This is a genomic window from Streptomyces sp. NBC_01439 (genome assembly GCF_036227605.1).
GTDB lineage: Bacteria > Actinomycetota > Actinomycetes > Streptomycetales > Streptomycetaceae > Streptomyces.
This window is the reverse complement of record NZ_CP109487.1, coordinates 4,543,177-4,559,361: the sequence shown is the minus strand read 5'-3', so window position 1 is coordinate 4,559,361 and position 16,185 is coordinate 4,543,177. Positions and strand designations below refer to the sequence as shown.

The 16,185-nt window shown below is 71.1% G+C and carries 16 protein-coding genes; 8 read left to right on the top strand and 8 right to left on the bottom strand.

Annotated elements, in window-relative coordinates:
• Nucleotides 1-18 precede the first annotated feature (18 nt).
• Nucleotides 19-1,359, bottom strand: coding sequence for an ArsA family ATPase (locus OG207_RS20330; RefSeq protein WP_329099908.1), 1,341 nt, complete (start codon nt 1,357-1,359; stop codon nt 19-21).
• Between the two features lie 23 nt (nt 1,360-1,382).
• Nucleotides 1,383-2,366 (bottom strand): ArsA family ATPase, encoded by a 984-nt coding sequence (locus tag OG207_RS20325; RefSeq protein ID WP_329099907.1) that lies wholly within the window; start codon nt 2,364-2,366, stop codon nt 1,383-1,385.
• 241 nt (nt 2,367-2,607) lie between these two features.
• Here OG207_RS20325 and OG207_RS20320 point away from each other — a divergent pair, with 241 nt between their 5' ends.
• From OG207_RS20320 to OG207_RS20300, 5 genes are all read left to right on the top strand, one after another.
• Nucleotides 2,608-2,769 carry a DUF4177 domain-containing protein gene (locus tag OG207_RS20320; RefSeq protein WP_007264966.1) on the top strand — a complete coding sequence of 54 codons (162 nt, stop codon included), beginning with the start codon at nt 2,608-2,610 and terminating at the stop codon, nt 2,767-2,769.
• Complete coding sequence (locus OG207_RS20315) at nt 2,766-3,236, top strand: RidA family protein (RefSeq protein ID WP_329099906.1); 471 nt, start codon at nt 2,766-2,768, stop codon at nt 3,234-3,236. Before OG207_RS20320 ends, OG207_RS20315 begins: the two co-directional genes overlap by 4 nt.
• Nucleotides 3,237-3,446: 210 nt before the next feature.
• Nucleotides 3,447-4,418 carry an NUDIX hydrolase gene (locus tag OG207_RS20310; RefSeq protein ID WP_329099905.1) on the top strand — a complete coding sequence of 324 codons (972 nt, stop codon included), beginning with the start codon at nt 3,447-3,449 and terminating at the stop codon, nt 4,416-4,418.
• A complete protein-coding gene (locus OG207_RS20305; RefSeq protein ID WP_329099904.1) occupies nt 4,415-5,260 on the top strand; it encodes an MBL fold metallo-hydrolase in 846 nt (281 codons plus the stop codon). Before OG207_RS20310 ends, OG207_RS20305 begins: the two co-directional genes overlap by 4 nt.
• On the top strand, nt 5,257-5,556 hold the full coding sequence (locus tag OG207_RS20300) for a hypothetical protein (RefSeq protein WP_329099902.1): 300 nt from the start codon (nt 5,257-5,259) through the stop codon (nt 5,554-5,556). Before OG207_RS20305 ends, OG207_RS20300 begins: the two co-directional genes overlap by 4 nt.
• Before the next feature lie 28 nt (nt 5,557-5,584).
• Here OG207_RS20300 and OG207_RS20295 read toward each other — a convergent pair whose 3' ends face one another.
• Both OG207_RS20295 and OG207_RS20290 read right to left on the bottom strand, forming a co-directional pair.
• Entirely contained in the window at nt 5,585-6,391 is an 807-nt protein-coding gene (locus tag OG207_RS20295) for a nucleotidyltransferase domain-containing protein (protein ID WP_329099900.1), read from the bottom strand.
• Nucleotides 6,392-6,589: 198 nt separating this feature from the next.
• Nucleotides 6,590-7,264, bottom strand: a complete 675-nt coding sequence (locus tag OG207_RS20290; protein WP_003981529.1) for a Crp/Fnr family transcriptional regulator — start codon at nt 7,262-7,264, stop codon at nt 6,590-6,592.
• Nucleotides 7,265-7,533: 269 nt separating this feature from the next.
• On the opposite strand from OG207_RS20290, the gene nth reads away from it, so the two are divergent.
• The 3 genes from nth (at nt 7,534) to OG207_RS20275 (ending at nt 10,520) form a co-directional block, all read left to right on the top strand.
• Nucleotides 7,534-8,382, top strand: a complete 849-nt coding sequence (nth, locus tag OG207_RS20285) for an endonuclease III (RefSeq protein ID WP_329099899.1) — start codon at nt 7,534-7,536, stop codon at nt 8,380-8,382.
• Nucleotides 8,383-8,581: 199 nt separating this feature from the next.
• Nucleotides 8,582-9,304 (top strand): NUDIX hydrolase, encoded by a 723-nt coding sequence (locus OG207_RS20280; protein WP_329099898.1) that lies wholly within the window; start codon nt 8,582-8,584, stop codon nt 9,302-9,304.
• Between the two features lie 13 nt (nt 9,305-9,317).
• Entirely contained in the window at nt 9,318-10,520 is a 1,203-nt protein-coding gene (locus OG207_RS20275; RefSeq protein ID WP_329099897.1) for a MarP family serine protease, read from the top strand.
• A gap of 380 nt (nt 10,521-10,900) precedes the next feature.
• Here OG207_RS20275 and OG207_RS20270 read toward each other — a convergent pair whose 3' ends face one another.
• The 4 genes from OG207_RS20270 to acs form a co-directional block, all read right to left on the bottom strand.
• A complete protein-coding gene (locus OG207_RS20270) occupies nt 10,901-11,860 on the bottom strand; it encodes an alpha/beta fold hydrolase (RefSeq protein WP_329099896.1) in 960 nt (319 codons plus the stop codon).
• Entirely contained in the window at nt 11,857-12,315 is a 459-nt protein-coding gene (locus OG207_RS20265) for a phage holin family protein (RefSeq protein WP_329099894.1), read from the bottom strand. The genes OG207_RS20270 and OG207_RS20265 overlap by 4 nt, the downstream gene beginning before the upstream one ends.
• A gap of 60 nt (nt 12,316-12,375) precedes the next feature.
• Nucleotides 12,376-13,809, bottom strand: a complete 1,434-nt coding sequence (nhaA, locus tag OG207_RS20260) for a Na+/H+ antiporter NhaA (protein WP_329099893.1) — start codon at nt 13,807-13,809, stop codon at nt 12,376-12,378.
• A gap of 243 nt (nt 13,810-14,052) precedes the next feature.
• Nucleotides 14,053-16,050 (bottom strand): acetate--CoA ligase, encoded by a 1,998-nt coding sequence (gene acs / locus OG207_RS20255; protein ID WP_329099892.1) that lies wholly within the window; start codon nt 16,048-16,050, stop codon nt 14,053-14,055.
• Nucleotides 16,051-16,185 lie beyond the last annotated feature (135 nt).

Sequence of the window (16,185 nt, the reverse complement as noted above, 5' to 3'; positions counted from 1 at the left end):
GCCACGACGTACGAACGCCTAAGCTCCGGCCGGTACCCCGGTCGCGAGTCGTTCTCCGATGGCCCGCAGCCCGGCGAGGTCGTGCACATCGCCGGGCAGGGCGGCCACTTCAGCCACCGCCACTTCGGGGTGCAGTGAGGTGAACCGATCGCGTGTGCGCTGTTCACGCGCGATCACCTGCATGCGTTCGGCGTGCAGGCGCAGCAGTCCTGCCGTGATCCGGTCGACGACCGCGGTATCGCCTTCGGTGCCGGGGGAGCCTGTCTCGGGAGTGTTCGCGGTCCGGGTGGTGAGTGTGGTCGGTGTGCTGTGTGCGGTCCGCGCAGTCTCGGCGGACCCGGCGGTCTCGGCAGTTTCGATGGCCTCGGTGGCTTCCGCGCCCGAGTCACGAAGTCCAGCTTTCCCGGACTCCTGATCGACAATGCCGCCTTCTTCAAGATTCTCTGCAGCGGCCAACGCCCGCTCGGCGGACAGCTGGTCGGCGCCACTGCCGTGCACCCGGTTCAGTACCAGGCCGGCCAGTGGCATGTTCTCGGCAGCCAACCGTTCCACGAAGTACGCCGCCTCGCGCAGGGCGTCCGCCTCGGGCGCGGCGACCACCAGGAAGGCCGTGCCGGGAGCCTGGAGCAATCGGAAGGTGGCGTCCGCGCGCGTGCGGAAGCCGCCGAACATCGTGTCCATCGCGGCGACGAAGGTCTGGACGTCCTTCAGCAGGGAGGCCCCCATCAGCTTGCTGAGGGTGCCGGTCATCATCGACATGCCGACGTTCAGGAACTTCATCCCGGCGCGGCCGCCCACCTTCGCCGGAGCCATCAGCACCCGGATGAACTTCCCGTCCAGGAAGGACCCGAGCCGCTTCGGCGCGTCCAGGAAGTCCAGCGCGGACCGGCTCGGCGGAGTGTCGACGATGATCAGGTCCCAGTCGTCCCGGGCCCGCAGCTGCCCCAGCTTCTCCATCGCCATGTACTCCTGCGTGCCCGCGAAGCCGGCCGACAGGGACTGGTAGAAGGGGTTGGCGAGGATGGCCCGGGCCCGCTCGCCGTCCGCGTGCGCCTCGACGATTTCGTCGAAGGTGCGCTTCATGTCCAGCATCATGGCGTGCAGTTCGCCGTCGCCCGCCCCCACGGTCGCCACCTTCCGCGGGGTGTTGTCCAGCGAATCGATCCCCATCGACTGCGCGAGCCGCCGCGCCGGGTCGATGGTGAGCACGACGGCCTTGCGCCCGCGCCCGGCCGCCCGTACGCCGAGCGCCGCGGCCGTGGTGGTCTTGCCGACCCCACCTGCACCGCAGCACACGATGATCCGGGTCTCCCGGTCGTCCAACAGCCGGTCGACCGCCAGCCGCGGCGGAGTGTCCATGCTCACGGTGTCCACCCCCTCGCTCATTCGGCCACCGACTGCTTCCGCAGTTCCTTGGCCAGCGTGTACAGCCCGGCCAGATCCATTCCCGCGCCGAGCAGGGGCAGTTCGTACGTCGGCAGGTCCAGACCCGCCAGTACGGAGCGCTGCGCCCGTTCCAGTTCCACCCGGCTCGCGTGCTCGGCCGCCTGCGTGAGCAGCGGGTCGACCAGCCGTTCGGCCAGCCCGCCGCGCCGCGCGCCGCCGAGGCCCGCCCGGGACAGCGACTTCGCCACCCCGGCGCGGTGGTCGCCGGCCGCGGTGCGCAGGGTGTCCTCGTCGAGATGGTGCGGTCGGACCATGTTCACGACGACCCGCCCGACGGGCAGTCCGGCCTGGCGCAGTTCCTCGATGCCGTCCGCGGTCTCCTGGACGGGCATCTCCTCCAGGAGGGTGACCAGGTGTACGGCGGTCTCGGGGGACTTGAGGACCTTCATGACGGCCTGGGCCTGGTTGTGGATCGGACCGAACCGGGCCAGGCCCGCCACCTCGTCGTTGACGTTCAGGAACCGGGTGATGCGCCCGGTCGGCGGCGCATCCATGATCACGTGGTCGTAGACGTAGCGGCCTGACTTGTCCTTGCGCCGCACCGCCTCGCACGCCTTGCCGGTGAGCAGTACGTCGCGCAGCCCGGGGGCGATGGTCGTCGCGAAGTCGATGGCGCCGAGCTTCTTGAGCGCGCGGCCCGCCGATCCGAGCTTGTAGAACATCTGGAGGTAGTCCAGCAGCGCCCGTTCGGCGTCGATGGCGAGCGCGTAGACCTCACCGCCCCCGCCGGGCGCCACGGCGATCTTCCGTTCCTCGTACGGGAGCGCCTCGGCACCGAAGAGCTGCGCGAGCCCCTGCCTGCCCTCGACCTCCACGAGAAGAGTCCGTCCGCCCTCGCGCGCGAGGGCAAGCGCGAGTGCTGCGGCGACCGTGGTCTTGCCGGTGCCGCCCTTGCCGCTGACCACCTGGAGCCTGCTCACAGCGTCCGAGCCTAATTCCTCGGGTTCGACTCCGTTGGTGCCGGGTGGTTCTGCCGGAGTGTTCGGGGGTGAGCTCCGTTACGTTCGACCCGGCTCGGTCCGGTCCGGGTCCCGTTCGGGCCCCGTTCGGGCCTCGCCCGGGCCCCGGCCGGGTCGGTGCCGCGCCTGCCCGGGTGAGGTGTCCGACCGGCGGTTCCGGGGGCGGCGTGCGCCCCGCGTTCCAGGCACTACCCTCGCTCCCATGACCAAGAAGTTCGAATATGCGACGGTCCCGCTGCTGGTTCACGCCACCAAGCAGATCCTGGACACCTGGGGCGAGGACGGCTGGGAGCTCGTCCAGGTCGTGCCCGGCCCGAACAACCCCGAGCAGCTCGTGGCCTACCTCAAGCGGGAGAAGGCATGAGCGCCGTAGAGGCGAAGCTGGCCGAGCTCGGCCTGACGCTCCCGGGCGTCGTCCCGCCGCTGGCCGCGTACCAGCCCGCCGTGCGGTCGGGCTCGTACGTCTTCACCGCGGGCCAGCTCCCGATGGTCAAGGGCAGCATGCCGATCACCGGCAAGGTCGGTGCCGAGGTCTCGCCGGAGCAGGCCAAGGAGCTGGCGGCGGTCTGCGCGCTGAACGCCCTGGCCGCCGTCAAGTCCGTCGTCGGTGACCTCGACAAGATCGCGCGTGTCGTGAAGGTCGTCGGCTTCATCGCCTCCGCCCCCGACTTCACGGCCCAGCCGGGCGTGCTGAACGGTGCGAGCGAGCTGCTGGGCGAGGTCCTCGGCGACAAGGGCGTTCACGCCCGCAGCGCGGTCGGCGTGGCGGTCCTGCCGCTCGACGCCCCGGTCGAGGTCGAGATCCAGGTGGAGCTGGTCGCCGGAGCCTGACCCCTCGGGGTGGGTTCCGCCGGGACGGGCCGAATCGCGCACCGCGTGCTTCCCGGTCCGTCCCGCCTGCTTCACGGTCCGTCCCCGGTCCGTTCCGGGTGCTTTCCCAGGGCCGGATCACCGGTGCCGGCTGCGCGTGTCGGTCACCGTGTCCGCCACCCGTGACGGGGGACCCTCGAACATCGGGCCGGATGGTCGTAGCATCCGGCCATGTCGAATGGTCAGCATGGTCAGCAGCAGGCCCCCGCCGGAGGCCAGTGGTACCCGCCGGAGTGGCCCGACCGCATCCGCGCGCTCGCGGACGGCTCGCTCGTCCCGGTGGAGCCGCGGCGCGCCGCCACCGTGATGCTCCTGCGCGACACCCCCGACGGCCCCGCCGTGCACATGCTGCGCAGGCGGGCCTCCATGGCCTTCGCCGGGGGCGCGTACGCCTATCCGGGCGGCGGGGTCGATCCTCGCGACGAGGAGCACCAGGTCGGCTGGGCGGGCCCCTCACAGGAGGATTGGGCGGCCCGGCTGGGGACCGACCCCCGTACCGCCCAGGCCATCGTCTGCGGTGCCGTACGGGAGACCTTCGAGGAGGCGGGCGTCCTGCTCGCCGGGCAGACCCCGGACGAGATCGTCGGTGACACCACCGGCGACGACTGGGAGGCCGACCGGCAGGCCCTCGTGGCGCGGGAGCTGTCCTTCGCGGAGTTCCTCGACCGTCGCGGCCTGCGGCTGCGCTCCGACCTGCTGGGGGCCTGGGCCCGCTGGATCACTCCCGAGTTCGAGCCGCGCCGTTACGACACCTGGTTCTTCGTCGCCGCCCTCCCCGAGGGCCAGCGCACCCGCAACGCCTCGACCGAGGCCGACCGGACCGTGTGGATCCGCCCGGCCGACGCGGCCGCCGGATACGACAAGGGCGAGCTGCTGATGATGCCGCCGACCATCTCCACGCTGCGGTCGCTGGAGCCGTACGGGAGCGCGGGGCGCGCGCTCGCCGCCGCGGCCGAGCAGGACCTCGCCCCGGTGCTGGCCCGGGCCACGCTGGAGGACGGCGAGGTGGTGCTCAGCTGGCCGGGGCACGACGAGTTCACCAAGCGCGTCCGCACCGCAGGTCCCGCGGACCCCGCAGGTCCCGCGGACCCCGCAGCTCCCGCAGGCCCCGCCGATCCCGCAGCTCCCGGAGGCACCACATGACCGACGCCGCCGCACTGCCCGGACAGCCCCGCGGAGTCGTCACCTCCGGGCCCGCGACCGCCCGCGCGGTGAACGTCCTGGCTCCCAACGCCTCCGCGATGACCCTCGACGGCACCAACACCTGGCTGGTGTCCGAGCCCGGATCCGACCTCGCCGTCGTGATCGATCCCGGTCCGCTGGACGACGCGCACCTGCGGGCGGTCATCGCCACCGCCGAGCAGGCGGGCAAGCGGATCGCCCTCACCCTGCTCACCCACGGTCACGCGGACCACGCCGAGGGCGCGGGCCGTTTCGCCGAGCTCACCCGTACGAAGGTCCGCGCCCTGGACCCGGCACTGCGCCTCGGCGACGAGGGCCTGGCCGCGGGGGACGTGATCCGGACCGGTGGGCTGGAGCTGCGCGTGGTGCCGACCCCCGGCCACACCAGCGACTCGCTCTGCTTCCACCTGCCCGCCGACCGGGCCGTGCTGACCGGCGACACCATCCTGGGCCGCGGCACCACCGTCGTCGTCCACCCCGACGGTCGTCTCGGCGACTACCTGGACTCCCTGCGCCGCCTGCGCTCGCTGACCGTGGACGACGGGGTGCACACGGTCCTGCCGGGCCACGGGCCGGTCCTGGAGGACGCACAGGGCGCCGTCGAGTTCTACCTGGCCCACCGCGCGCACCGGCTCGCCCAGGTCGAGACCGCCGTCGAGAACGGCTGCCTGACCCCGGAGGCGGTCGTCGCCCAGGTCTACGCGGACGTGGACCGCTCCCTGTGGCCGGCCGCGGAATGGTCCGTTCGGGCGCAGCTGGAGTACCTTCAAGATCACGGACTGATCCCGGGAGGGCCCGAATGAACACCGTGTTCTTGCTGGTGGTGTTGGTCGCGACGGCGGGATGGATCACCTCGACGGTGACCCTCCGGGTGCAGAGCCTCCAGCACAAGGCCGACCGCATGGAGCGCCGGTTGGCCCTGGTGCTGGACCACTTCGGCATCGAGGAACCGGAGCCGGCCGGGATGGACGAGGTACGGGCCCACCTGAGGGCCGACCGGCACATCTCGGCGATCAAGGAGTACCGACGGATCACCGGCGCGGGCCTGGCGGAGGCCAAGCTGGCCGTCGACGCCCTCGCCGCGGCCGAGAAGGCCTGAGCCGGCCCGGGGCCGACGTTCCCGGCGCTCAGCCCCGGTGCGGCGGCCTCGTCCCGTGCCGGGCCGTGTACTCGTCCGCCAGCCACGGCCCGAGGTCCTCGACGTAGTTGCGCAGCACCTCCGGGTCCGCGACGGGATCCAGTGCGACGGCGGCCGCGGCCTCCACCTGCGCCGCGCGTTCCGGGTAGTACATGCCGAAGATCTCCGCGGACTCGCCGAGGTCGCTGGTCCAGCCGCTCCACCGCGGCATGACCAGCGTGAAGGCGGTGCGCACCAGGTGCCGGGAGAAGCAGCGGCTCAGCTTCCGGTACTCCTGAGGGGTCGAAGCCTCCCGCACCCGCGTCCGCCACGCGGGCAGTAGGTCGGCCAGGTCGCCGTTGGTCTCGCGCGCCAGCAGGCTGTCCGGCCGGTAGCGCGGCAGGTGCTCGGCCAGGTCCGCGCCGAGCAGCGGTGTGCACAGGCAGGCGAGGAACCAGCCCAGGTCGAAGCGTTCCGCCTCGCTCAGCACGGCGACCTTGTCCCGGAGCAGGATGCCGACCCCGTCGGCCTCCGGGAAGTCCTCGTCGAGCCCGCGGGCGAGCACCTCGGCGGTGTCCCGGTCCTCCTCGGAGGGCTCGTGGTGCAGTACGAGCAGCAGGTTCAGGTCCGACCGCCCGGGCCGGGCCGTCCCGCGCGGCACTGACCCGTAGAGGTAAGCGCTGTGCAGCCGTCGGCCGTACGCCTCGCCGGTCCGGGCCCGCGCGGCCGCAACGAGGCCCTTGAACTCGCCCTGCACCCGACCGAGGGACCCCTCCCGCTCGAAGTACCCGTACGCGTCCATCCCTCTGTGCTCCATGGCTCCACTGTGCCCGGCCGGCCGCCCGGGGCGGCGGACCGAACGCTGACCGAACGCCGTGCGTCGGCCGGACCGCCGCGCAGGCCCCGGACCGCCGCGCAGGCCCCGGACCGCTCCGCAGGCACTGTCGGGCCCGGGGAAACGCGAAGGGGCCCGTGCCCGGTCGGGCAGGACCCCTTCGAACGGCTGTGGCCGGCGTCAGCGGGAGCGCTTCGCGAGGCGCTCCACGTCCAGCAGGATGACCGCACGCGCCTCCAGGCGCAGCCAGCCGCGACCCGCGAAGTCGGCCAGGGCCTTGTTCACGGTCTCGCGCGAGGCGCCGACGAGCTGGGCGAGCTCCTCCTGCGTGAGGTCGTGCACGACGTGGATGCCCTCCTCCGACTGCACGCCGAAGCGGCGCGACAGGTCGAGGAGCGCCCGCGCCACACGGCCGGGAACGTCGGAGAAGACCAGGTCGGACATCTGGTCGTTGGTCTTGCGTAGGCGGCGGGCGACGGCGCGCAGCAGCGCGGTCGCGACCTCGGGCCGGGCGTTGAGCCAGGGCTGGAGGTCACCGTGGCCGAGGCCGAGGAGCTTGACCTCGGTCAGCGCGGTGGCGGTGGCGGTGCGCGGGCCCGGGTCGAAGAGCGACAGCTCGCCGATCAGCTCGCCGGGGCCGAGGACGGCCAGCATGTTCTCGCGGCCGTCGGGGGAGGTGCGGTGGAGCTTCACCTTGCCCTCGGTCACGACATACAGCCGGTCGCCGGGGTCGCCCTCGTGGAACAGGGCGTCACCGCGTGCGAGGGTCACCTCGCCCATGGAGGCGCGGAGCTCCGCGGCCTGCTCGTCATCGAGCGCCGCGAAGAGCGGGGCGCGCCGCAGAACGTCGTCCACGAGTCTCTCTCCTATGTCGACCAGCTCAGGGGACCGTGCTCCCCATTTTGCCGGACGGCTCAAACAGTGCGATCAATCACAAGGATGCCGGACGGACGGGCGTGCTGTGCGGCGAGAGGCCAATCGGAGTGGTGTTACCTGAGGTCCGGGCGGGTGTCAGCGGCCGGCCTTAGGCTGGCCGGGTGTCCAATAAGCCGGTGAGAGCACAGGCCAAGGGGTCCGCCGGAGTGACGGAGCCCCAAAATTCTGCCGTGGGCGAACATGTCCCAGTGAAGACGCCCGGGAGGGCCGCGGCCACCCCTCAGGGCAAAGTTTCGGCCAAGAAACCGAAGTCGGTCAAACGGGAATCGCACCTGGCCATGGTGCGCAGGGCGCGGCGCATCAACCGCGAGCTGGCCGAGATCTATCCGTACGCCCATCCGGAGCTCGACTTCCGCAATCCGTTCGAGCTGCTCGTCGCGACGGTGCTGTCCGCCCAGACCACCGACCTGCGGGTGAACCAGACGACCCCGGCCCTCTTCGCGGCCTACCCGACCCCCGAGGACATGGCCGCGGCCGCCCCCGAGGATCTGGAGGAGCTGATCCGGCCGACCGGGTTCTTCCGGGCCAAGTCGAAGTCCCTGCTCGGGCTGTCGCAGGCCCTGCGGGACGACTTCGGCGGGGAAGTGCCGGGCCGGATCGAGGACCTGGTGAAGCTGCCCGGAGTGGGCCGCAAGACCGCCAACGTGGTCCTCGGCAATGCGTTCGGTGTGCCCGGGATCACGGTGGACACCCATTTCGGCCGACTGGTGCGCCGCTGGAAGCTGACCGAGCAGGAGGATCCGGAAAAGGTCGAGGCGGAGATCTGCGCGATCTTCCCGAAGAACGAGTGGACGATGCTCTCGCACCGGGTCGTCTTCCACGGCCGCCGCATCTGCCACTCGCGCAAGCCCGCCTGCGGAGCCTGCCCGATCGCCCCGCTCTGCCCGGCGTACGGGGAGGGCGAGACGGATCCGGAGAAGGCGAAGAAGCTGCTCAAGTACGAGAAGGGCGGCCAGCCGGGCCAGCGGCTCACCCCGCCCCCGGACTACCCGGGCCTTCCGGCGCCGCCGCTGGGAGGGGCCGTGGCGGCGCCCTAGCGGGCCTCCGGAGGACGGCGGGGCGGGGGGCGAACAGGGGGCGGACGGGGGTCGGACGGCGGACGGGCGGGGACGGGGGCGCAGGGGTGCGGGGGCGTGAAAGCCTGCGGACTTGGGGACTTAGGAACGAATCGGTACCCGAACCGCGTTTGCGGTGTGGGAGACGGCGCTGGACAGGACAACGCGGACAGGGGTGCCTATGACGCGCGGTACACCGGACGAGACCGGAATCAGGGTGGAAGCCCGCCGGGGCGACGGCCCGGCGGTGACCACCGACGGCCTGCCGGACTGGCTCGACCCCGTCGTCGAGGCGGCCCGGTCCGTCCAGCCGGGGCAGTTGAGCCGCTTCCTGCCGCCCGAAGACGGTCGCGGGCGGCAGTCCGCCGTGCTCGTCCTCTTCGGGGAGGGCGCCAGCGGCCCCGAGCTGCTCCTGATGGAGCGTGCCGGCACCCTGCGCTCGCACGCGGGCCAGCCGTCCTTCCCCGGCGGCGCGCTGGACCCCGAGGACGGTGATCCGCACACCACCGGCCCGCTGCTTGCCGCACTGCGCGAAGCCCAGGAGGAGACCGGACTGGATCCTTCCGGTGTTCAGCTCTTCGGCGTTCTGCCCCGCCTCTACATCCCGGTCAGCAAGTTCGTCGTGACCCCGGTCCTCGGCTGGTGGCGCGATCCCAGCCCGGTCGGAGCCGTGGACCTCGCCGAGACGGCGCGGGTCTTCACGGTTCCCGTGGCCGATCTCACGAACCCCGAACACCGGGTCACGACCGTCCATCCGAGCGGCCACTTGGGACCGGGATTCACCGTGGAATCGGCTCTGGTCTGGGGTTTCACCGCCGGAGTGATCGACAGGATCCTGCACTTCGCGGGCTGGGAGCGTCCGTGGGACCGCTCACGACAGGTCCCGCTCGACTGGCGCGCATGAGACGGTGGCCCACGTGAACGTGCTGGACATCCTGTTGCTGCTCGCCGCCGTATGGTTCGCGATCGTCGGCTACCGCCAGGGGTTCGTCGTCGGCATCCTGTCGGTGATCGGCTTCCTCGGCGGTGGTCTCGTCGCCGTGTCCCTGCTCCCGCTGATCTGGGACCGGGTGACGGACAACGGCACCCAGGTATCCACCACGGTCGTCGTGATCTCCGTGGTCGTGATCATCATCTGCGCCTCGATCGGCCAGGCCCTGACCACCCATCTCGGGAGCAGACTCCGCCGCAAGATCACCTGGTCGCCGGCGCGCGCGCTCGACGCGACCGGCGGCGCCCTGGTCAACGTGGTCGCGATGCTGCTCGTGGCATGGCTGATCGGGCTGTTGGTCGCCCAGACCGCGCTGCCCAGCGTGGGCAAGGAGGTCCGCAACTCCAAGGTCCTCCTCGGCGTGTCACGGGTGCTGCCGGAGCAGGCGAACACCTGGTTCTCGGACTTCAGCTCCACCCTCGCGCGCAACGGCTTCCCCCAGGTGTTCAGCCCGTTCTCCAACGAGCCCATCACCGAGGTGCAGGCGCCCGATCCGACGCTCGTCAGCAGCCCCGTCGCCGACGTCGCGAAGCGCTCGATCGTTAAGGTCGTCGGTACCGCGCCCAGCTGCAGCAAGGTGCTGGAGGGCACGGGCTTCGTTTTCGCACCCGGCAAGGTGATGACCAACGCGCACGTCGTCGGCGGGGTCAGCGAGCCGACCGTCCAGATCGGCGGCGAGGGCAGGCTGTACGACGCCAAGGTCGTGCTCTACGACTGGGCGCGCGACATCGCCGTCCTGGACGTGCCGAAGCTGAAGGCTCCGGTGCTGGAGTTCTCGGAGAGGGACGCGGCGAGCGGCAACGACGCGATCGTCGCCGGCTTCCCGGAGAACGGCGGGTACGACGTCCGGTCGGCCCGGGTCCGCGGGCGGATCAACGCCAACGGCCCGGACATCTACCACCGGGGTACGGTCCGACGGGACGTCTACTCGCTGTTCGCGACGGTCCGCCAGGGCAACTCCGGCGGACCGCTGCTCACGCCCGACGGCAAGGTGTACGGAGTCGTCTTCGCGAAGTCCCTCGACGACCCCAACACCGGTTACGTGCTGACGGCGGACGAGATCCGCGACGACATCCGGGTCGGCAAGGACGCAGTGCGCCGCGTCGACACCCAGGGCTGCGCGCTCTGAGGCGCCGCTCCCGCCGGGTCCCTACGTCCGTGGATGGCGCAGGCGCGCGGAGACCCAGCGGGCCCGTCGGCGCAGGATGAGCGGAATCCCGAGGCGGGGGTCGTGGCCGTGTCGGCCGGCCCTCTCGTGGGTGCCCGGCGTAGCTGCCGAGCGGCGTTCGTGCGCGGTGTCACCGTAGTCGTGCGTCCAGCTCATACTCCGTGCTCTGCCCGTGGCCCAAGGTCCGTAATCCCGTCAGGGGCGGCCAATTGGCCTATGCGCCAGGCAATTGAATGCTCGTAAGGCGAGCGCGCGATCGAACTCCCGCCCCTTGCAGGGACGGTCGCCGGGTCCGCGGCCGTCAGCGTCCGTTCGGCAGTGGGAACGGACCGGTCGTTTCGTCAGCGGTCCGGCTCGGGGTCCTTGAGCCAGTTCACCAGCTCGGACGAGAAGGCGACCGGGTCCTCCTCGTGCGGGAAGTGCCCGAGCCCGTCGAACAGCCGCCACCGGTAGGGGGCTTCGACGTACTCGCCGGAACCGGCCGCACTGCGCGTGCGCATCACCGGGTCGAGCGAACCGTGCAGGTGCAGCGTCGGCACCCGCACCGGACGCTTCATCCGCCGGTTGAACTGGATCCCGTCGGGCCGGGCCATCGACCGCATCATCCAGCGGTACGGCTCGATCGAGCAGTGCGCGGTGGACGGGATGCACATGGCCCGCCGGTACACGGCCAGGTCCTCGTCCTCGGGCGGCCGAGGCCCCGACCAGTCCCGGATCAGCTCCCCTACGAGCGCCCCGCCGTCGGCGACGAGCTGCCGCTCGGGAACGAACGGCCGCTGGAAGCCCCAGATGTGTGAACTGGCCCGGGTCTGACCGAAGTCCGACAGCATCGCCGAGCGCCAGCGGCGCGGATGCGGCATGGAGGAGACCACGAGCCGGCGCACCAGCTTGGGCCGCATCACGGCGGCCGTCCAGGCGAGGTACCCGCCCAGGTCGTGTCCGACGAGCGCGGCGTCCGGCTCGCCGAGGGACCGTACGACCCCGGTGATGTCGAGCGCCAGGTTGGCGGGGTCGTATCCGCGCGGGGTGCGGTCGCTGCCGCCGACCCCGCGCAGGTCCATCGCGACCGCCCGGTACCCGGCGTCGGCGAGCGCGGTCATCTGGTGCCGCCAGGTCCACCAGAACTGCGGGAAGCCGTGCAGCAGCAGCACCAGCGGCCCGTCACCGAGCTCGGCGACGTGGAAGCGGGCGCCGTTCGCTGCGACGTCCCGGTGCGTCACCGCCTGCCCGTCGGGGAGGTCGAGCCGTACCGCCGTGGCAGCTGTGGGAGGAACGCTGGAGTCCGGCGTGGGCGCTGTCATGAGGACGAGCGTGCCACACCCACAGCCTTGTCACTCACCGGCCGCGGGTGCGGCTTGACGGTCCCGACCAGCGCGGCGGTCTGCTTGACGGCCTCGATGGTCTTCACCGGCGGCTTCACCTTCTTGAACTTGACGTAGGCGAGCAGCCCGACCACGCCCGCGAGCAGCCAGAACACCCCGGCGACGATGAGGAAGCACCACGCGAGCCCGAGCCCGGAGGTGTGAATCCAGTAAGCCAGGGCGAAGCTCAGCATCGGCACGGAGGCGAGCACGAACACCCCGGCGGCGATCGCGGCACCGCTGCCGATGCCCGCGCGCCTGACGTCCTGCTTGATCTCCACCTTGGCGAGGGCGATTTCGTCGTGCACCAGTGCGGACATCTCGGCGGTGGCCGAGGCGACCAGCTGGCCGAGTGTGAGCTCGGCTCCCTGCGCCTCTTGGTCCACTGCGCTCATCGCTCTCTCCCTCTGTCGTCTGCTGCCGGTCGGCGCGGCTGTCCTGCGTCGTCAGTCAGATCATGCCGGACGGTCGCCGTCGGTGGTGGACCCGGCCGTGGTTTGGAGCGGGGTGGCGGCCCCGTTCTCGGCCTTGCGGCGGTGTTCCGCGGCCCGGTCCTCGTAGATCTTGGCCATCCGCAGGTGGTACGCGGGGTTGTGCTCCTCGTAGATGTCCGGGATGCCGTCGTGGTCTTCGTCGCGCTCCTCGGCCTCGGTGAGCGCCCGGTACGTACGGTTGCGGAGCTTGAGCATGACGCACGCGACCACGGCGGCGATCAGGGAGCCGATCAGGACGGCCGCCTTGACCTCGTCGGTGAGGACCGAGTCGCCGGCGAAGGCGAGTTCGCCGATCAGGAGGGAGACGGTGAAGCCGATGCCGGCGAGCGTGGCCACGGCAACCACGTCCGGCCAGGCGAGGTCCTCGTTCAGCTCGGCCTTGGTGAAGCGGGCGGCCAGCCAGGTGCCACAGAAAATGCCCAGCGCCTTGCCGATGACCAGGCCGAGCACCACGCCGAGGGTCTCGGGCCGGGTGAAGACCTGGGCGATGGCCTTGTCGGAGAGGGAGACGCCGGCGGAGAAGAGGGCGAAGAGCGGCACGGCGAGACCGGCCGACACGGGCCGGACCAGGTGCTCGATGCGCTCACCGGGGGACTGCCGTTCGCCCTCCTGACGGGTGCAGCGGAGCATCAGTCCCATGGCGACGCCGGCGATGGTGGCGTGGACGCCGCTGTTGTACATCAGGCCCCAGATGACCAGGGCGAGCGGAACGTAGACGTACCAGCCGTGGACACCGCGGCGGAGCAGGAACCAGAAGAGGGCGAGGCCCACGAACGCGCCGCCGAGCGCGAGGAAGTCGATCTCGCTGGTGAAGAACACCGCGATGATCAGGATGGCGAAGAGGTCGTCGACGACCGCGAGGGTCAGCAGGAAGGCGCGCAGGGCCGACGGCAGCGAGGTGCCGATGACGGCGAGGACGGCCAGCGCGAAGGCGATGTCGGTGGCGGTCGGGACGGCCCAGCCGGCGGTGGAGCCGTCGCCCAGCACGTTGACGAGTACGTAGATCACGGCGGGTACGGCCATGCCGCACAGGGCGGCGATCACCGGGAGCGCGGCCGCCCTGGCATCGCGCAGATCACCCGCGACGAGCTCGCGCTTGAGCTCGATGCCGGCAACGAAGAAGAAGATGGCGAGGAGTCCGTCGGCCGCCCAGTGCTGGAGCGAGAGGTCCAGGCCGAGGGAGGCGGGGCCGATGTGGAAGGACCGGACGCTGTCGTAGCTCTCCGAGACGGCGGGGATGTTCGCCCACAGGAGGGCGGCGATCGCGGCCACGAGCAGCAGCACACCGCCGACGGTCTCGGCACGCAGGGCGTCGCCGACGAAGCGGAGCTCGGGCAGTGAGAGACGGCCGAGCAGCTTGGGGCTCTTGTGGTCGGTGGGGCTGGGCGCGGCCACGAGGGGACACCTCCGGGGGGCGGTTGGACGGCATGGCTGAACTCATTGCCGACCAGACTTCCCGGCGCACCCTGTGGTCTTTCTTTACGCTTTGAATATTTTACAGGGTGCACGCGAGGACGTATCCGGTGATCGTCACTTTAAGTGCGAAAGGGGCACCCTGCGCGGCGCGCCGGGTGCCCCTTTCGGTGTGTTGGTGAGTCGGTGGGTCGAGGTGTCTCAGTGCGCCCCGGGCGGTGTGCCTCAGTCCTCGCTGCCGGCGGCCGGGAGCTTGCTCTGGATCAGGTCCATGACCGAGGAGTCGGCGAGCGTGGTGACGTCACCGACCGCGCGGTTCTCCGCCACGTCGCGCAGCAGACGGCGCATGATCTTGCCCGAGCGCGTCTTCGGCAGCTCCTGGACCGGCAGGATCCGCTTGGGCTTGGCGATCGGACCCAGCGTGCTGCCCACGTGGTTGCGCAGGTCCGCGACCAGGTGCTCGGTCTCGGAGGCGCTGCCGCGCAGGATGACGAAGGCGACGATGGCCTGCCCGGTGGTCTCGTCGTTGGCGCCGACCACGGCGGCCTCGGCGACCGAGGGGTGCGAGACGAGGGCCGACTCGACCTCGGTGGTGGAGATGTTGTGGCCGGACACCAGCATCACGTCGTCGACCCGGCCGAGCAGCCAGATGTCGCCGTCGTCGTCCTTCTTGGCGCCGTCACCCGCGAAGTACTTGCCCTCGAAGCGCGACCAGTAGGTGTCGATGAACCGCTGGTCGTCGCCCCAGATGGTGCGCAGCATCGACGGCCACGGCTCGGTGAGGACCAGGTAGCCGCCCCCGCCGTTGGGGACCTCGTGCGCCTCGTCGTCCACGACGGTGGCGGAGATTCCGGGCAGGGCGCGCTGAGCGGAGCCCGGCTTGGTGGCGGTGACGCCCGGCAGCGGGGAGATCATCATCGCGCCGGTCTCGGTCTGCCACCAGGTGTCCACGATCGGGCAGCGGTCGCCACCGATGTGCTTGCGGTACCAGATCCAGGCCTCGGGGTTGATCGGCTCGCCGACCGAGCCCAGCACGCGCAGGCTCGACAGGTCGAACTTCGCGGGGATGTCGTCGCCCCACTTCATGAACGTACGGATCGCCGTGGGCGCGGTGTAGAGGATGGTGACGCCGTACTTCTGGACGACCTCCCAGAACCGGCCCTGGTGCGGGGTGTCGGGCGTGCCCTCGTACATCACCTGGGTGGCGCCGTTGGCGAGCGGCCCGTAGACGATGTAGGAGTGCCCGGTCACCCAGCCGATGTCGGCGGTGCACCAGTAGACGTCGGTCTCCGGCTTCAGGTCGAAGACCGCGTGGTGGGTGTACGCGGCCTGCGTGAGGTAGCCGCCGGAGGTGTGCAGGATGCCCTTCGGCTTACCCGTGGTCCCCGAGGTGTAGAGGATGAAGAGCGGGTGCTCGGCATCGAACGGCTGCGGGGTGTGCTCGGCGGACTGCCGGCCGACCACGTCGTGCCACCAGAGGTCGCGGCCCTCGGCGAACGCGGTGTCCTGGCCGGTGCGGCGTACGACGAGCACGTGCTCGACCTGCGGACACTTGGCGACGGCCTCGTCGATGGCGGGCTTCAAGGCGGTGGGCTTGCCGCGGCGGTAGCCGCCGTCAGCGGTGATGACCAGCTTGGCGTCGGCGTCCTGGATGCGGGAGGCGACGGCGTCGGCGGAGAAACCGCCGAAGACCACGGAGTGCGCGGCACCGACACGGGCGCACGCGAGCATCGCGACGACCGCCTCGGGGATCATCGGCAGGTAGACGGCGACGCGGTCACCGGCCTCGACACCCAGCTCGGTCAGGGCGTTGGCGGCCTTGGAGACCTCGTCCTTGAGCTCGGCGTAGGTGATCGAGCGGCTGTCGCCGGGCTCGCCCTCGAAGTGGATGGCGACGCGGTCGCCGTTGCCGGCCTCGACGTGGCGGTCCACGCAGTTGTACGCGACGTTGAGCTTGCCGTCCGCGAACCACTTCGCGAAGGGCGGGTTCGTCCAGTCGAGCGTCTCGGTCGGCTCGGTGGCCCAGGTCAGCCGCCGGGCCTGCTCGGCCCAGAAGCCCAGCCGGTCCGCGTCGGCCTGTGCATACGCAGCCTCGGTCACATTGGCGGCGGCGGCCAGATCGGCGGGCGGTGCGAACCGCCGCTCCTCCTTGAGCAGATTGGCCAAGCTCTCATTGCTCACGACATCTCCCTTTCCCAGGGTGTCCGTTGTGTCCCCGGGCATAGCTCATCAGTCAGCGGCCCAGGTGACAAGGGGTAGCCGAGAATTGGTTTAGACCTATATCACGATCTGGTCCGCGCGAGAACGGAGTGCGAATGGCCCCTTCCCGCTGCAGGGAGCGGCAAGGGGCCAAACGAT

Coding starts and splice junctions, on each gene's coding strand:
- OG207_RS20330 (WP_329099908.1), bottom strand. CDS start 1,359: ATGGACACTCCGCCGCGGCTGGCGGTCGACCGGCTGTTGGACGACCGG.
- OG207_RS20320 (WP_007264966.1), top strand. CDS start 2,608: ATGACCAAGAAGTTCGAATATGCGACGGTCCCGCTGCTGGTTCACGCC.
- OG207_RS20315 (WP_329099906.1), top strand. CDS start 2,766: ATGAGCGCCGTAGAGGCGAAGCTGGCCGAGCTCGGCCTGACGCTCCCG.
- OG207_RS20310 (WP_329099905.1), top strand. CDS start 3,447: ATGTCGAATGGTCAGCATGGTCAGCAGCAGGCCCCCGCCGGAGGCCAG.
- OG207_RS20305 (WP_329099904.1), top strand. CDS start 4,415: ATGACCGACGCCGCCGCACTGCCCGGACAGCCCCGCGGAGTCGTCACC.
- OG207_RS20300 (WP_329099902.1), top strand. CDS start 5,257: ATGAACACCGTGTTCTTGCTGGTGGTGTTGGTCGCGACGGCGGGATGG.
- OG207_RS20295 (WP_329099900.1), bottom strand. CDS start 6,391: ATGGAGCACAGAGGGATGGACGCGTACGGGTACTTCGAGCGGGAGGGG.
- OG207_RS20280 (WP_329099898.1), top strand. CDS start 8,582: ATGACGCGCGGTACACCGGACGAGACCGGAATCAGGGTGGAAGCCCGC.
- OG207_RS20270 (WP_329099896.1), bottom strand. CDS start 11,860: ATGACAGCGCCCACGCCGGACTCCAGCGTTCCTCCCACAGCTGCCACG.
- OG207_RS20265 (WP_329099894.1), bottom strand. CDS start 12,315: ATGAGCGCAGTGGACCAAGAGGCGCAGGGAGCCGAGCTCACACTCGGC.
- acs (WP_329099892.1), bottom strand. CDS start 16,050: ATGCCCGGGGACACAACGGACACCCTGGGAAAGGGAGATGTCGTGAGC.